The following is a 15457-nucleotide window of genomic DNA, read 5'->3' as shown; positions in this document are numbered from 1 at the left end:
CTCGGTCGTCGGGCGGGCCTGAGTGTCCGACCGGTGCCGGGAGGTCGGCCCTGGGGTGGGTGGGGGTCGGGGCGGCGGAGGTGCGGCCTCGGGTGTCGGGTGGGCCGGGGATCCTGCCCTGATCGGATACGTAGGCTTCGGTTCGTGAACGCATATTTCAGGTTCGGGTCCGCCACGGGGATCGGGTCCATGCCCGGCGGTGATGCCAGGGAGGCCGCCAGGACGGTCACCGGGTCCTTCGAAGAGTTTCCGTTTCTCGCCGAGCTGCCCGCCAGGGGCCCCGGCGCCGACATGATCGGCCGCACCGCCGGCATGCTCGTCGAGCTGTACGCGCGCGTGGAGCCCAGTGGCTGGCGCCTCGGTGACCACCCCGGCAGGGACACCCGGCGGGCCAGGTCGTGGCTGCGGGAGGACCTCGACGCCCTGGAGGAGGCCACCCAGGGGTACGAGGGCCAGGTGAAGGTGCAGGCCGTCGGCCCGTGGACCCTCGCCGCCGCCCTGGAGACGAGGAACGGCGAGGCCGCCCTCTCCGACCCCGGCGCCTGCCGCGACCTCGCCTCCTCCCTCGCGGAGGGACTGCGTCTGCATCTCGCCGAGGTGCAGCGCCGTGTCCCCGGCGCCCAGGTCGTCCTGCAACTCGACGAACCCTCCCTCACCGACGTACTGCGCGGCCACGTCAGGTCCGCCAGCGGCTACCGCACGTACCGCGCCGTGGACCGGCAGGTCGTCGAGGCCACGCTCCGCGAGGTCGCGGGGGTGCACGACGGCGGCCCCGTCGTCGTGCACTCGTGCGCGCCGGACGTCCCGTTCGCCCTTCTGCGCCGGGCCGGAGCGGCGGCCGTGTCGTTCGACTTCTCGCTCCTCACCGAGCGTGACGACGACACGATCGGCGAGGCGGTCGAAGCCGGTACCCGGCTGTTCGTCGGTGTCGTGCCGGGGACGGACACGGCATTGTCGGACCCTGCCGGTAGCGTCATGGGTGTCAGGACGCTGTGGCGCAGGCTGGGGCTGCGACCGGACCTTCTCGCGGAGGCCGTGACGGTCACCCCGGCGTGCGGTCTCGCGGGGGCTTCGCCCGCGTACGCGCGGGAAGCGCTCGCCCACTGCGTCCGGGCGGCGAGATCCCTCGCGGACAACCCAGAGTAACGGGAGGACAACACGGTGGCCGGCGACAGGCAAGCGGAGACGACGGTGCCCTCGGAGGCGCGGGAGAAGCACGCGCAGCTCGCTGAGCAGATCGAGGAGCACCGCTTCCGGTACTACGTGAAGGACGCCCCCGTCGTCAGTGACGCGGAGTTCGACCGCCTCCTGCGCTCCCTGGAGGCGCTGGAGGAGCAGTACCCCGAGCTGCGCACCCCGGACTCGCCGACCCAGAAGGTCGCGGGGGCGTACGAGACGGAGTTCACCGCCGTCCAGCACCGCGAGCGCATGCTGTCGCTGGACAACGCCTTCGACGATCTGGAGCTGGCCGCCTGGGCCGAGCGCGTCCACAAGGACGTCGGCACCTCCGCGTACCACTTCCTGTGCGAGCTGAAGGTCGACGGACTCGCCGTCAACCTGACGTACGAGAACGGCCGGCTGACCCGCGCGGCCACCCGCGGCGACGGCCGGACCGGCGAGGACATCACGCCCAACGTGCGGACCATCGCGGAGATCCCGGACCGGCTGACCGGACACGGCGTCCCGTCCCTCGTCGAGATCCGCGGCGAGGTCTACTTCCCGATGGAGAAGTTCGAGGAGCTGAACGCCCGTCTGGTCGAGGCCGGCGACAAGCCCTTCGCCAATCCGCGCAACGCGGCGGCCGGTTCGCTGCGCCAGAAGGACCCGCGCGTCACCGCCAACCGCCCCCTGCACATGGTGGTCCACGGCATCGGCGCGCTGGAGGGGTACGAGGGCCTCACCCGCCTCTCCGAGGCGTACGACCTCCTCAAGGCCTGGGGCCTGCCCACCTCCCGGCACAACAAGGTGGTCGACGACCTCGACGGCGTACGGGCGTTCATCGCGTACTACGGCGAGAACCGGCACTCCGTGGAGCACGAGATCGACGGTGTCGTCGTCAAGCTCGACGAGATCCGGCTTCAGGGGCGGCTCGGCTCCACGGCCCGCGCGCCGCGCTGGGCGATCGCGTACAAGTACGCGCCGGAGGAGGTCAACACCAAGCTCCTCAACATCCGCGTGGGCGTGGGCCGCACCGGCCGCGTCACGCCGTACGCCCAGGTCGAGCCGGTGACCGTGGCAGGTTCCGAGGTCGAGTTCGCGACCCTGCACAACCAGGACGTCGTCAAGGCCAAGGGCGTCCTCATCGGCGACACCGTGGTGCTGCGCAAGGCGGGTGACGTCATCCCGGAGATCCTCGGTCCGGTCGCCGACCTGCGGGACGGCAGCGAGCGCGAGTTCGTCATGCCGTCGGAGTGCCCCGAGTGCGGCACCCCGCTGCGGCCGATGAAGGAGGGCGACGTCGACCTGCGCTGCCCCAACGCCCGCGCGTGCCCGGCCCAGTTGCGCGAGCGCCTCTTCTACCTCGCCGGCCGCAAGGCCCTGGACATCGACCACTTCGGGTACGTCTCCGCCGCGGCCCTGACCAAGCCGCTGGAGCCCGAGCAGCCGCCGCTGACCGACGAGGGCGACCTGTTCGACCTCACCATCGAGCAACTGCTGCCCATCAAGGCGTACGTCCTCGACCAGAACAGCGGACTGCCCAAGCGGGACCCGAAGACCGGCGAGGAGAAGATCGTCACCGTCTTCGCCAACCAGCAGGGCGAGCCGAAGAAGAACGCGCTCGCCATGCTGGACACCATCGCGGCCGCCAAGGAGCGCCCGCTGGTCCGCATCCTCACCGGCCTGTCCATCCGGCACGTGGGGCCGGTCGCGGCCGAGGCGCTGGCCCGCGAGTTCCGCTCCATCGACCGCATCGAACAGGCGAGCGAGGAGGAGCTGGCCGGGACCGACGGGGTCGGCCCGATCATCGCGGCCTCCCTCAAGGAGTGGTTCGCCGAGGACTGGCACCGCGAGATCATCCGCAAGTGGAAGGCCGCCGGCGTCCGCATGGAGGAGGAGGGCTCCGGCGAGGACGAGGGCCCGCGCCCGCTGGAAGGCCTCACCGTCGTGGTCACCGGCACCCTGGAGCACTTCACCCGGGACGGCGCCAAGGACGCCCTGCAGAGCCGCGGGGCGAAGGTGACCGGATCGGTCTCGAAGAAGACCTCGTTCGTCGTTGTGGGTGACAGTCCCGGATCGAAGTACGACAAGGCCATGCAGCTGAAGGTTCCGGTGCTGGACGAGGACGGCTTCACGGTCCTCCTCGAACAAGGGGCGGAGGCGGCCGCCGAAGTCGCCCTGCCGGTCCCCGAGTCGTGAGAACCGGCGGCCGAAGGCCACCCGATCGGCGCATACCGGATCCTTACGGGCGGCGGGGACGCAATCGGGCAACCGTCGACGACCGCTGCCCGTGGAAGCCCTCCGCGGCCTACTGTTGAGAGGTGCGCCCGCCCTGCCCCGTTGGGGTCGGGGCAGCACCCCGCTCCTGACGAGCAGGGGAAGGGTCTTCCAACGCGGCTCCGGCGAAAGGCTGTCGGGCAGCGGACCGCGTGGCGTGGGCACCGCCGGCTGTGAGAGGGACGGGAATGGAACCGACCGAGAGCGCCGCCCCGGACACTGGGCTGCCCCGGCGCCGGGTCACCGACGCCTGGTGGGGCAGCCGGTGGGTGGCGTGGTCAGAGCGGCCGCCGGGCCAACCGACCCGCACCGGTGACCCGCTCACCCGGACGGCCCCCCGCGCCACCGCCCCGTCCCCGCCCGGCCCCCATTCCTCCGGATCGTACGACGGCGACGCGGAACGGCACCTGTCCTGGCCCGCGCTCCCCGCGGCCGTCGTCGCGGGGGCCGGGTTCGCCCTCGGCGCCGCCTTCTACCGGGCCTTCACCTCCAGCCACGCGCTGTTCCCGTCCGGCACCGTCGGCTGGTCGCTGGCCCTGCTGACCGGCGTCATCGTCGGACACCTCGTCATGCTGGGCCGGGCCCGCTGGTGGGGCGGCACCGGCTCCGGAGCCGCCCTCACCCTCGCCGTCCTGCTGCTCTACGGCTGGCTGCCCGCCGGCCTGGTCAGCCTCACCGTCGTCGTCCTGGTCGGCATAGCCCGCAGCCACCGCTGGCGGCAGGGCGTCCTGCACGGCGCGGTGGACATCCTCGGCATCGGCGCGGGCGCGTTGCTGCTGGCCGCGTGCGGGCGGGTGCCGTCCGTCGAGCGGCCGTGGACCCCGGACACCTGGACGGTCTACACCGCACCCCAGGTGGTGCTGGTCGCCGTCGCCTACCTCGCCGTCACCCGCATCCTGCTCTGGTACCTGCACACGCCCCGGGCCGGCAGTCTGCCCACCGTCGTCCGTACGGCGCTGCTCAGACAGGGACTGGTCGCGGTCGCCCTGCTGGGGATAGCCCCGCTGGTGTGCGTCGTCGCCGTCGCCAAGCCGATCCTGCTGCCGCTGTTCGCCATCCCGCTCATCGCCCTCGACTCCACGCTGTGGATGGCCCGGGCCCGCGCCGAGGAACAGTTGCGCGACCCGCTCACCGGACTGCCCAACCGCCAGTGGCTCGGCGAGCGGATCTGGACCGCCCTCGACGACGCCGAGCGGATCGGCGCCCGCGCCGCACTGATGCTGATCGACCTCGACCGGTTCCGGTCGGTCAACGACACGCTCGGCCATCTCGCCGGGGACCGGCTGCTCCTCCAGATAGCCGACCGGCTCCGGCTCTCCCTGCCGCGCGGGGCCGAGGTCGCGCGGCTCGGCGGTGACGAGTTCGCCGTCTTACTGCCCGTCGCCGACTCCACCACCTCCGCGACCCGCGTCGCCCGGGGAATCGTGGCCCACCTCAGCTCCCCCCTCGACCTCGACGGGCTCACCCTCGTCCTGGAGGCCAGCGCCGGAGTCGCCATCTTCCCCGACCACGCGCTCGACGCGGAGGGACTGCTGCGGCGGGCGGACGTGGCGATGTACCAGGCGAAACGGGACCGTACGGGCGTCGAGGTCTACGAGTCCAAGCGCGACTCCAACACACCCGACCGGCTCGGTCTGCTGGGCGACCTGCGACGCGCGCTCGACGCGCACGAGGTCCAGCTGCACTACCAGCCGAAGGTCCGTTTCGACGGACAGGTCGCCGGGCTCGAGGCCCTGGTGCGGTGGGTGCACCCCGAGCGGGGGAAGGTGCCGCCGGACGAGTTCATAGCGATCGCCGAGTCCTCCGGGCTGATGCCCCACCTCACCGAGTACGTGCTGGACACGGCCCTCGCGCAGGTCGCCCGGTGGCGCGCCCAGGGGCTGTACGTCCCCGTCGCGGTCAACGTCTCCCCGCGCGACGTGCACACCCCCGGCTTCGCCGGCTCCGTGGCCGCCCGGCTGGCGCGGCACGGGGTGCCCGCGGCGGCGCTCCAGCTCGAGATCACGGAACACGTCCTCCTGGAGGACCCGCAGCGTGCCGCCGACACCCTCAACGCGCTGACCGGACACGGCGTGAAGATGTCCCTCGACGACTTCGGCACCGGCTACTCCTCGCTCGTCCACCTACGGCGGCTGCCGGTGAGCGAGCTGAAGATCGACCGGTCGTTCGTGGCCAGGCTCGCGGTGGACACCGAGGACGCGGAGATCGTGCGCTGCACGGTCGACCTCGCGCACTCCCTCGGGCTGCTCGTCGTCGCGGAGGGCGTCGAGGACGACGAGACGTGGGAGCGGCTGCGTGACCTCGGCTGCGACGCCGTACAGGGATGGCTGGTCGCGGCGGCGATGCCTCCGGAGGAGACCACGGCGTGGCTGCGGGCCCGCGGGGCGCGGGGCTGGCAGCGGCCCGCGGCGGCGCTGCCCGCCGCTGCCGCCGAGGACTGATCCACCCGCCCGCCGAGGACTGATCCACCCGCCGACCCGTACGGCCCGCTGAGGTGTGACCTCTCAGGCGGGGGGACGCCCCGTCGTCGCCCGGCCCGCCTCCGTACCTGCCGCGAAGTGGTCGATCAGCAACTGGAGTCTCTGGTCGTGGGCCTTCTCCGGGAGGCGGCCGCTGCGCATCAGGGTGGTGAGGCCGTGCAGGCAGGCCCAGTAGGTCTCCGTCAGGAGGCCGGGGTCCTCGCCGGGGGCCGTCACCGGGCGCACGGCCGAGAGGATTTCGCCGAAGGCCTCCTGCAGGGCCGGCGGGGCCTGCGGGGTGGCGAAGGGGAGTCCGACCATGTGCGTGAACATGGCGTCGTAGAGCGCGGGGCGCCGGCGGGCGAAGGCCGTGTAGGCCGCGCCGATCGCCGCCAGGGACTCCCGGGAGCCGGTCGCCGCCGCCCGTGCCGCCCGCAGTTCCAGGGCCAGTTCGGCGCAGCCCTCCACCGCGACCGCCGCCATGATCGCGTCCTTGCCCTTGAAGTGGCTGTAGAGGACCGGCTGGCTGTACTCGATCTCGGCCGCCAGTCGACGGGTGGTGACCGCGTCCCAGCCCTCGGCCTCCGCCAGTTCCCGCGCGGCCTTGACGATCAGCTGTTCGCGCTCCGCTCGTTCGCGCTCCCGGCGCGTCTGGATCGACATGGCGTGAGTTTAGCAGTGGCTCTAGCGCCGCTAGGTAATCTTTCGGTGCTCCGTCCAACGGTCGAGGCCAGGGGCCCGCCGCTCTCGGAACGCACCGCACCGCCGCGGTGTCGTGCGGATCGGCGCCGGACCACCGTCACCGTCGGCCGAGTCAGCGAGGGAGCCGGACGCGTCCTCCCGCCCCCGGCGGAGAGTCACCCCACGGGCAGGCCGGCGCGACCGATCCGGCCGTCGCCGGGCCGCTCGCCGACAGCAGCGCCTCAGGCGGCGCGCTGTCCGCCGTGCGCGTCCGCTCGCCCGAGGGCGCCGACGAGCCGGGGCGCACCTGCGCCACGAATCCGCCGAGATGTTCTGCCGCCCGACGGTGAGAGGGCCCAGGTCCTCTCCGGCGAGGGCACCGTCACCGCGGGCCGCGGCGACCTCGTGGTCGTCCCGCCGGGCAAGCCGTACGCCTTCGCCGCCGCCCCCGGCAGCACCGCCGACCTGCTCGTCGTCAGCGCGCCGGGGTGGGCGTCGAACGCTTCGACTGCTTCCGCCGCCTCCGGCGCGTCCGCCGTAGGGGGGAAGCCGGCCCCGAGAGTCGGTCCCGTGGAGGTCCAGGACCCCCACGACAACCGCTGCGCGGCCGGTGCGGCACGGGACGGACGCGGCCGACGAGGGCCTCCCGGCAAACCGTTTAACCGGTACGCGCCCCAGCCCCATAGGATTGGACCCCGAACCACACACACTCACCCCAGAGGAACGCTGCATGCCTGGCATCACGCGCGAGGAGGTCGCCCACCTCGCCCGGCTGGCGCGTCTGGAGCTGAAGCCCGAAGAGCTAGACCACTTCGCGGGACAGCTGGACGACATCATCGGCGCGGTCGCCCGCGTCAGCGAAGTCGCCGACCAAGACGTACCGCCGACCTCGCACCCGCTCCCGCTGACGAACGTCATGCGGGCGGACGAGGTCCGTCCGTCGCTCACCCCCGTGCAGGCGCTCTCCGGCGCCCCGGCCCAGGAGCAGCAGCGTTTCAAGGTGCCGCAGATCCTGGGGGAGGACTAACCGCAATGACGGACATCATCAAGCTCACCGCGGCCGAGATCGCCGCGAGGATCGCCTCCGGTGACCTCACGGCCGTCGAGGTCACCGAGGCCCACCTGGCCCGTATCGAGGCCGTCGACGAGAAGGTGCACGCCTTCCTGCACGTCGACCGTGAGGGCGCGCTGGCCCAGGCCCGCGCCGTCGACGAGAAGCGGGCCCGCGGCGAGAAGCTCGGCCCGCTGGCCGGCGTCCCCCTCGCGCTGAAGGACATCTTCACCACCGAGGGCATCCCGACGACCGTCGGCTCGAAGATCCTCGAAGGCTGGATCCCGCCGTACGACGCGACGCTCACCAAGCGGCTGAAGGCCGCCGACGTGGTCATCCTCGGCAAGACCAACATGGACGAGTTCGCCATGGGGTCCTCGACGGAGAACAGCGCCTACGGCCCCACCGGCAACCCCTGGGACCTCACCCGCATCCCCGGCGGCTCCGGCGGCGGCTCCTCCGCCGCCCTCGCCTCCTACGAGGCGCCCCTGGCCATCGGCACCGACACCGGCGGCTCCATCCGCCAGCCGGCCGCCGTCACCGGCACGGTCGGCGTGAAGCCGACGTACGGCGCGGTCTCCCGCTTCGGCATGGTCGCCTTCTCCTCCTCCCTCGACCAGGGCGGGCCCTGCGCCCGTACGGTCCTGGACGCGGCCCTGCTGCACGAGGTGATCGCCGGACACGACCCGCTCGACTCCACGTCCATCGACGCCCCGGTCCCACCGGTCGTCGAGGCCGCCCGCAACGGCAGCGTCACCGGCATGCGCGTCGGCGTCGTCAAGCAGTTCCGCGGCGAGGGCTACCAGGCCGGCGTCATCCAGCGGTTCGACGAGTCCGTCGCGCTCCTGAAGGAACTGGGCGCCGAGATCGTCGAGCTGGACTGCCCGTCCTTCGACCTGGCGCTGTCGGCGTACTACCTGATCGCGCCCTCCGAGTGCTCGTCCAACCTCGCCCGCTTCGACGGCCTGCGCTACGGCGTCCGCACCGGCGACGACGGCACGCACTCCGCCGAGGAGGTCACCTCCCTCACCCGTGAGGCGGGCTTCGGCCCCGAGGTCAAGCGCCGCATCATGCTCGGCACCTACGCCCTGTCGAGCGGCTACTACGACGCCTACTACGGCTCGGCCCAGAAAGTCCGCACGCTCATCACGCGCGACTTCGAGCAGGCCTTCGAGCAGGTCGACGTGATCGTCTCGCCGACGACGCCCACCACCGCCTTCCCGATCGGCGAGCGCGCCGACGACCCGATGGCGATGTACCTGGCGGACCTGTGCACCATCCCGACCAACCTGGCGGGCAACGCGGCCATGTCGCTGCCCTGCGGTCTCGCCCCGGAGGACAACCTCCCGGTGGGCCTCCAGATCATCGCCCCGGCGCTCAAGGACGACAGGCTGTACAAGGTCGGCGCCGCCGTCGAGGCCGCCTTCGTGGAAAGGTGGGGGCACCCGTTGCTCGAGGAGGCTCCGTCGCTGTGAGTAAGACAATGTCCAAGGCCAAGGGCTTCAAGAAGACCAGGTCCGGCCTGTACCTGTCCATCGCCACCACCGCGTTCGGCGCGGTCAGTGTCGCCAAGCAGGCCAAACTGGCCCGCACCGAGAGCGACATGCTCCGCCTGATCGACGCCGCCGTGTCCGCCGCCGCCATCGCCACCGGCCTCGCCATCCTCTACCGCGAGCTGAAGCGGCTGGGCGACGACGACGTCCTGCTGGGCTGAGAGGGAAGTTTCACCGTGACCACCACGACCGACCTGGTGTCGTACGAGGACGCGCTGGCGTCGTACGACCCCGTCATGGGCCTCGAGGTCCATGTCGAACTCGGCACCAGGACCAAGATGTTCTGCGGCTGCTCGACCGAGCTGGGTGCCGAGCCCAACTCGCAGACCTGCCCGGTCTGCCTCGGCCTGCCCGGCGCGCTCCCGGTCGTCAACGCGACCGGCGTCGAGTCCGCCGTCAAGATCGGCCTCGCGCTGAACTGCGAGATCGCCGAGTGGTGCCGGTTCGCCCGGAAGAACTACTTCTATCCGGACATGCCGAAGAACTTCCAGACCTCCCAGTACGACGAGCCGATCGCCTTCAACGGCTACCTCGACGTCCAACTGGAGGACGGCGAGACCTTCCGCGTGGAGATCGAGCGCGCCCACATGGAGGAGGACACCGGCAAGTCGACCCATGTGGGCGGCGCGACCGGCCGTATCCACGGCGCGTCCCACTCCCTGCTGGACTACAACCGCGCCGGCATCCCGCTCATCGAGATCGTCACCAAGCCGATCGAGGGCGCGGGCGAGCGCGCCCCCGAGGTCGCGAAGGCGTACGTCCGCGAACTGCGCGAGGTCATCAAGGCGCTCGGCGTCTCCGAGGCCCGCATGGAGATGGGCCAGATGCGCTGCGACGTGAACCTGTCGCTGCGCCCGCACGGCCGCGAGAAGTTCGGCACCCGCTCGGAGACGAAGAACGTCAACTCCCTGCGGTCCGTGGAGCGCGCGGCCCGCTTCGAGATCCAGCGGCACGCCGCCGTGCTGAACAGCGGCGGGACGATCATCCAGGAGACCCGGCACTTCCACGAGGACACCGGGTCGACGACCTCGGGCCGCGTGAAGGAGGAGGCCGAGGACTACCGGTACTTCCCCGAGCCGGACCTGGTGCCGGTGGCCCCCACCCGCGAGTGGGTCGAGGAGATCCGCGCCTCGCTGCCCGAGCTGCCGCTGGCCCGCCGCAACCGCCTGGTGGCGGACTGGGGCATCTCGGCCACCGACATGCAGGCGATCCTCAACGCCGGTGCGCTGGAGCTGATCGTCACCACGATCGACGCCGGTGCCGACGCCGCCTCCGCCCGCAAGTGGTGGATGGGCGAACTGGCCCGCAGCGCCAACGAGTCCGGCCGGACGCTGGACGAACTGGCCATCACGCCCGAGCAGGTCGCCCGCGTCGCCGAGCTGGTGAGCAAGGGCGACCTGAACGACAAGCTGGCCCGTCAGGTCATCGAGGGCGTCCTCGCGGGCGAGGGCACCCCGGACGAGGTCGTCGACAAGCGCGGGCTGAAGGTCGTCTCCGACGACTCGGCGCTCGGCACGGCGGTCGACGAGGCCATCGCCGGCAACCCGGGCATCGCCGACAAGATCCGCGGAGGCAAGGTCGCCGCGGCCGGTGCCCTGGTCGGCGCGGTCATGAAGGCCACCCGCGGTCAGGCCGACGCGGCCCGCGTCAAGGAACTGATCCTGGAGAAGCTGGGCGTCAGCGAGGGCTGAGCCCGCGCCCTGCCCCTGGGGGGATGCACCGGCCTCGGTGCATCCCCCTTCTCGGTCTCCCGGGGCGAGGCGCTACGCTCGCCCGCCATGAGTGGACGTACCGATTCCGACACCCAGGACGGCATACGGACCGACGCGATCGAGGCGCACGACAGGGACGACATGCCCCACCCCGGCCCCGAAGACGCAGAGGCGGACGCGGACGCGGACGACGAGGAGTTCGCCGGTGAGGACGCCCGGCGGGCCCGCTGGACCGCGGCCGGCACCGGCGCCCTGCTCACCCTCGCCGGCTCGCCGCGGCCCTGCTGCGCCTCACCGGCCCGCCCCGCCCTCCGCTGCCCCCGCCCCCGCCCTCGTGCCCGCCGCCTACGCCCTGGGCGCCGCCGTGTGTGCGCTCGCCGCGCTGCTGGGCTCGCGCGGCCGTACCCGGCGCGCGCTGTGGCTGCTGATCGCCGGGGTGATGGTGATGGCGGTCGGCGACCAGTCGGACTGACGTCCCCTCCCCGGCAGAGCCGTCGTGACGGTCCTGTGACCTTTCTCCCACTCCTGTGAGCAAGCCCACGAACCTCGCAAACGATCACCTATGCCTGCAAGAGTGGCCTGGCGTTACTCTTGCGTTCTTTGCGGGCTGTTCAGTTCATGTACGGCTGTTCCCGGTCAAAGATCCCCACATGGTCTTCACAGTCTCCGGGAGCACGTCTCGTGGCAGCCCTTGCACAGTGGTGTGTCCGGCACCGCCTCGTCGCGGTCCTCCTCTGGCTCCTCGCGCTCGGCGGGACCGGCACCGCCGCGGTGATCGCGGGCTCCGCGTACTCCAACGACTACGACGTCCCCGGCACCGAGTCCGGCCGCGCCGCCCGGCTGCTCGCGGAGGGCTTCCCCGGGCTCGGCGGTGACAGCGACACCGTCGTCTGGCACACCGACCCCGGCACCGTCCGCGCCGCCGCCGTCGAGCAGACCATGACCCGCACCCTGGCGAGGATCGCCGACCTCCCGGGCATCGCCTCCGTGGCCGGCCCCTACGACGACCAGGGTGCCGCGCGGATCAGCGCCGACGGGCACACGGCGTACGCCACCGTCACCTTCGAGGACAGCGCCGAGAACATCGACCGGGGCGAGGCGCAGGCCGTCGTCGACACCGCCGGCTCGACGCGGACCGAGGGACTCCGGGTGGAACTGGGCGGCAGCGCCATCGCGCTCACCGAATCCTCCGGCGGGCACCTCGCCGAGATCGTCGGTGTCGCCGTCGCGGCCGTCGTGCTGTTCCTCGCCTTCGGCTCGCTCGCCGCCTCACTGCTGCCCATCGCCACCGCCCTCGTCGGCGTCGGCACCGCCTACGCCGGGATCGTGCTGCTCGGGCACGCCATGACCGTCGCCGACTTCGCGCCCATGCTGGGCATGCTCGTCGGGCTCGGCGTCGGCATCGACTACGCGCTGTTCATCGTCACCCGGCACCGGCGCGGCCTGAAACGCGGTCTGCCGGTCGCCGAGGCCGCCGAGAACGCCGTCGCCACCACCGGACGGGCCGTCGTCTTCGCGGGCGTCACCGTGTGCATCGCCCTGCTCGGCATGCTGATCCTGCGGCTGGACTTCCTCAACGGCGTGGCGATCGCCGCCTCCCTCACCGTCGTGCTGACGGTCGCCGCCTCCGTCACCCTGCTGCCCGCCCTGCTGTCCTTCATCGGCCCGCGCGCCCTCAGCCGCCGAGAGCGGCGCCGCCTCGCCGAACACGGGCCGGAACCGGAGCTGCCGACCGGCTTCGCCGCCCGCTGGTCGCGTTCGTCGAACGCCACCCCAAGCGGCTGGGCGCGCTCGCCCTCGTCGTGATCGCGGGCCTCGCCGTGCCCACGCTCTCCCTCCGCCTCGGCACCTCCGACCAGGGCAACCGCCCCGAGACCGCCACCACCCGCCAGGCCTACGACCTCCTCGCCGCGGGCTTCGGCCCCGGCGTCAACGGCCCGCTGACCCTGGTCACCCGCGTCGACGGCGCCCCGGACCGGCTCGCCCTGGACAACCTCGACGCCACCCTGCGCGGCACCGAGGGCGTGGCCGCCGTGACCGCGGTGACCTATGGCGCGGGCGGCGACACCGCGCACCTCACCGTCGTACCGGAGTCCTCGCCGCAGTCGCGGCGGACCAGCGACCTCGTCGACCTGTTGCGCACCGAGGTGCTGCCGCGGGCCGAGGCCGGCACCTCGCTCGACGTACAGGTGGGCGGGGTGACGGCCGGTCACGACGACTTCGCCGAGGTCATCGTCGGCAAGCTGCCGCTCTTCGTCGGCGTCGTCGTCGGCCTCGGCTGTCTGCTGCTCCTGCTCGCCTTCCGGTCCGTCGGCATACCGCTCAAGGCAGCCGTCATGAACGTGGCCGCCGTCGCCGCCGCCTTCGGGGTCGTCGTCGCGGTCTTCCAGTGGGGCTGGGGAAGCGAACCGCTGGGTCTGGGCCGGGCCGGGCCGATCGAACCCTTCCTCCCCGTGATCATGGTCTCGGTCCTCTTCGGACTCTCCATGGACTACCAGGTCTTCCTGGTCAGCCGGATGTACGAGGAGTGGCTGGAGACCGGCGACAACCGGCGGGCCGTGCGCGTCGGACTCGCCGAGACCAGCCGGGTGATCAACTCCGCCGCGGTCATCATGATCTCCGTCTTCCTCGCCTTCGTCCTCAGCGGCGACCGCGTGATCGCCATGTTCGGCATCGCGCTGGCCGCCGCCGTCGCCCTCGACGCGTTCGTCCTGCGCACCCTCCTCGTACCCGCGCTGATGCACCTGCTCGGCGGCGCCAACTGGTGGCTGCCCCGCTGGCTCGACCGGCGCCTGCCGCGGATCAGCATCGAACCTCCCGAGTGCCGGTCCGCCCATGAGAGGCTCACCGAGGTCGTGGCGGAACTGGAGAAGGAGCGGCAGCCGGATGTACGCGATATCGCTGGGTGACGGAGCCGAACAGCGCCCCCTGGAGCCCTGGCACGCCGAGGAGTTCCTGACGCACCTGGAGCGCGGCCGGGAGTTCATCAACCAGTACATCCCGTTCGCCGCCAAGGCCACCGACGTGCCCGGTGCACGCGAGGTGCTCCAGCGGTACGCCGACATGCGGGCCGCCGACACCGGCTCGCTGCACGGCATCTGGCTGGACGGCGACCTGGTCGGCGGTGTGCTCTTCCTGAACTTCGACGCCGAGCAGGCCAACTGCGAGGTCGGCTGCTGGCTGGAGCCCGCCGGAACCGGGCGCGGCCTCGTCACGCGCGCGATGCGGGTGCTCATCGACCACGCCGTCGAGCGGCGCGGGATCCACCGCGTCGAGTGGGTCGCCGCCGCGGGCAACGTGCCCAGCCTCAACGTCGCCCGGCGGCTCGGGTTCACCCGCGACGGCGTACGGCGCGAGGCCTACCCCTATCGTGGGGTGCGGCACGACCTGGAAGTGTGGTCCGTGCTGGCCCCCGAGTGGCGAGCCGCACGCGCGCGTGTCGCTCACAGCGATCATTAAGAAACCTCTCAGAGAGCGTCCGTACGGTGCGAGACATGGGAACCAAGACAGTTGACGAGGCCGGCGCCGAGACGGGCGCAGAGGCCGCCGAGGCGCAGCGCGACGAGAAGGCGGTGGACGTCACCAAGGCGGACGCGCAGGACGAGGTGACGCCGGCCTCCGAGGACGCCGACGGCGTGGACGACAGCAGCGAGGACACCGAGGAGGGTGAGGTCGTCGACGTCGTCGAGGGTAGCCGCCCGTCCGGTGTCGGCCTGGGGGCCGGAGCCGTCGTCTCCGCGGCGCTCGGCCTGGTGTCGCTCAGCGGCGGCTGGATCGGGACCGTCGCCTCGGCGCGCCAGACCCTGGTCGGCCAGTTGGAGACCTCGTCGACCGCGAGCGTCGCCAACCAGATCCAGGCCGTCTACGGCGACGCCTGGCAGACCACCGCCCTGTGGGCCGGCCTGTTCGCGCTGGCCGCGCTCGTCACCGGCGTCGTGGTGCTGGCCCGGCCCGCCTTCGGCACCCCCGGCAGGGTGCAGGCCCCCTGGATCAAGTCCGTCGCCTGGGCGGGGGTCACGCTCGGCGTGATCGGCCTGCTCCTGGCCGTCCTCAAGTACACCGACGCCCTGCTCGGACTGCGTCCGCCGGTTGAGTCGCCGCAGTTCACGAGGGGTCTTAGGACGGCCGTAAGCACCTTACGGCCGTACTGAGGCCCCTCTCGCGCGTCTAAGGCCCCGGCCGGCCCCGAAGATGCGGAACTCTCCCGATGTGGCGGACCCCCCTGGGAGACGAAGGTTGAGGCATCGAGAGCGTCGCACCGAGCGGCGCCGGATCCACCGACCTCCAGGGGACGTCCACCATGTACGAGTACGAGATCCACCAGGCCCGCTCCGCCGAACTCCTCCGCCGCGCCGCGGACGAGCGGCTGGCCCGCGAAGCCCTCCGCGGCCGCCGTGCCGCCCGCCGGGAGGCCGAGCCGGCGGCCCGCGCCGAGACCCCCGAGAGTGAACGGCATACCCACCGCCCCCGCCGGCTGCGGTTCGCCCGGACCGCGTGAACACCGGGGCACGGCAGGGCGGCCGCACGGGGGTCGGCCGCCCTCCCACCCCCACTCCGGCGACAGCC

General features: G+C 72.3%; 11 protein-coding genes and 2 pseudogenes. 12 read left to right on the top strand and 1 reads right to left on the bottom strand.

Annotated features, from left to right (window positions below; all coding sequences use genetic code 11):
- Window positions 1-144: 144 nt before the first annotated feature.
- From BM536_RS10555 to BM536_RS10545, 3 genes are all read left to right on the top strand, one after another.
- Complete coding sequence (locus BM536_RS10555) at window positions 145-1146, top strand: methionine synthase (RefSeq protein WP_281258559.1); 1002 nt, start codon at window positions 145-147, stop codon at window positions 1144-1146.
- A gap of 15 nt (window positions 1147-1161) precedes the next feature.
- Complete coding sequence (ligA, locus tag BM536_RS10550; protein ID WP_073498627.1) at window positions 1162-3357, top strand: NAD-dependent DNA ligase LigA; 2196 nt, start codon at window positions 1162-1164, stop codon at window positions 3355-3357.
- Between the two features lie 266 nt (window positions 3358-3623).
- Entirely contained in the window at window positions 3624-5876 is a 2253-nt protein-coding gene (locus BM536_RS10545; protein WP_094102837.1) for a putative bifunctional diguanylate cyclase/phosphodiesterase, read from the top strand.
- 63 nt (window positions 5877-5939) lie between these two features.
- Here BM536_RS10545 and BM536_RS10540 read toward each other — a convergent pair whose 3' ends face one another.
- Window positions 5940-6557, bottom strand: coding sequence for a TetR/AcrR family transcriptional regulator (locus BM536_RS10540; protein WP_073498631.1), 618 nt, complete (start codon window positions 6555-6557; stop codon window positions 5940-5942).
- A gap of 748 nt (window positions 6558-7305) precedes the next feature.
- Here BM536_RS10540 and gatC point away from each other — a divergent pair.
- The 9 genes and pseudogenes from gatC to BM536_RS10495 all read left to right on the top strand — a co-directional run bounded on the left by gatC (window position 7306) and on the right by BM536_RS10495 (window position 15389).
- Window positions 7306-7602, top strand: coding sequence for an Asp-tRNA(Asn)/Glu-tRNA(Gln) amidotransferase subunit GatC (gene gatC / locus BM536_RS10535; protein ID WP_073498632.1), 297 nt, complete (start codon window positions 7306-7308; stop codon window positions 7600-7602).
- A 5-nt stretch (window positions 7603-7607) separates the two neighbouring features.
- Window positions 7608-9101, top strand: a complete 1494-nt coding sequence (gene gatA / locus BM536_RS10530) for an Asp-tRNA(Asn)/Glu-tRNA(Gln) amidotransferase subunit GatA (protein ID WP_073498634.1) — start codon at window positions 7608-7610, stop codon at window positions 9099-9101.
- An 8-nt stretch (window positions 9102-9109) separates the two neighbouring features.
- Window positions 9110-9340 (top strand): hypothetical protein, encoded by a 231-nt coding sequence (locus BM536_RS10525; protein ID WP_073498636.1) that lies wholly within the window; start codon window positions 9110-9112, stop codon window positions 9338-9340.
- Window positions 9341-9355: 15 nt separating this feature from the next.
- Window positions 9356-10870 carry an Asp-tRNA(Asn)/Glu-tRNA(Gln) amidotransferase subunit GatB gene (gene gatB, locus BM536_RS10520; RefSeq protein WP_073498638.1) on the top strand — a complete coding sequence of 505 codons (1515 nt, stop codon included), beginning with the start codon at window positions 9356-9358 and terminating at the stop codon, window positions 10868-10870.
- Window positions 10871-10957: 87 nt separating this feature from the next.
- Window positions 10958-11363, top strand: a pseudogene (locus BM536_RS10515) (hypothetical protein).
- A 209-nt stretch (window positions 11364-11572) separates the two neighbouring features.
- Window positions 11573-13800: pseudogene (locus BM536_RS10510) on the top strand (MMPL family transporter).
- Window positions 13778-14350, top strand: a complete 573-nt coding sequence (locus BM536_RS10505) for a GNAT family N-acetyltransferase (RefSeq protein WP_073494420.1) — start codon at window positions 13778-13780, stop codon at window positions 14348-14350. Before BM536_RS10510 ends, BM536_RS10505 begins: the two are co-directional and overlap by 23 nt.
- 35 nt (window positions 14351-14385) lie before the next feature.
- Entirely contained in the window at window positions 14386-15042 is a 657-nt protein-coding gene (locus tag BM536_RS10500; RefSeq protein WP_245873358.1) for a hypothetical protein, read from the top strand.
- Between the two features lie 149 nt (window positions 15043-15191).
- Entirely contained in the window at window positions 15192-15389 is a 198-nt protein-coding gene (locus BM536_RS10495) for a hypothetical protein (RefSeq protein WP_094102836.1), read from the top strand.
- Window positions 15390-15457 lie beyond the last annotated feature (68 nt).

The sequence above is a fragment of the Streptomyces phaeoluteigriseus genome (genome assembly GCF_001896135.2).
Lineage (GTDB): Bacteria > Actinomycetota > Actinomycetes > Streptomycetales > Streptomycetaceae > Streptomyces > Streptomyces phaeoluteigriseus.
This window is presented reverse-complemented; position numbering and strand designations above follow the sequence as displayed.

Bases quoted from the DNA above. Each gene is read 5' to 3' on its own strand.
- BM536_RS10500 (WP_245873358.1), top strand. From the start codon at position 14,386: ATGGGAACCAAGACAGTTGACGAGGCCGGCGCCGAGACGGGCGCAGAG.
- BM536_RS10505 (WP_073494420.1), top strand. From the start codon at position 13,778: ATGTACGCGATATCGCTGGGTGACGGAGCCGAACAGCGCCCCCTGGAG.
- gatA (WP_073498634.1), top strand. From the start codon at position 7,608: ATGACGGACATCATCAAGCTCACCGCGGCCGAGATCGCCGCGAGGATC.
- gatC (WP_073498632.1), top strand. From the start codon at position 7,306: ATGCCTGGCATCACGCGCGAGGAGGTCGCCCACCTCGCCCGGCTGGCG.
- BM536_RS10545 (WP_094102837.1), top strand. From the start codon at position 3,624: ATGGAACCGACCGAGAGCGCCGCCCCGGACACTGGGCTGCCCCGGCGC.
- BM536_RS10495 (WP_094102836.1), top strand. From the start codon at position 15,192: ATGTACGAGTACGAGATCCACCAGGCCCGCTCCGCCGAACTCCTCCGC.
- BM536_RS10525 (WP_073498636.1), top strand. From the start codon at position 9,110: ATGTCCAAGGCCAAGGGCTTCAAGAAGACCAGGTCCGGCCTGTACCTG.
- BM536_RS10540 (WP_073498631.1), bottom strand. From the start codon at position 6,557: ATGTCGATCCAGACGCGCCGGGAGCGCGAACGAGCGGAGCGCGAACAG.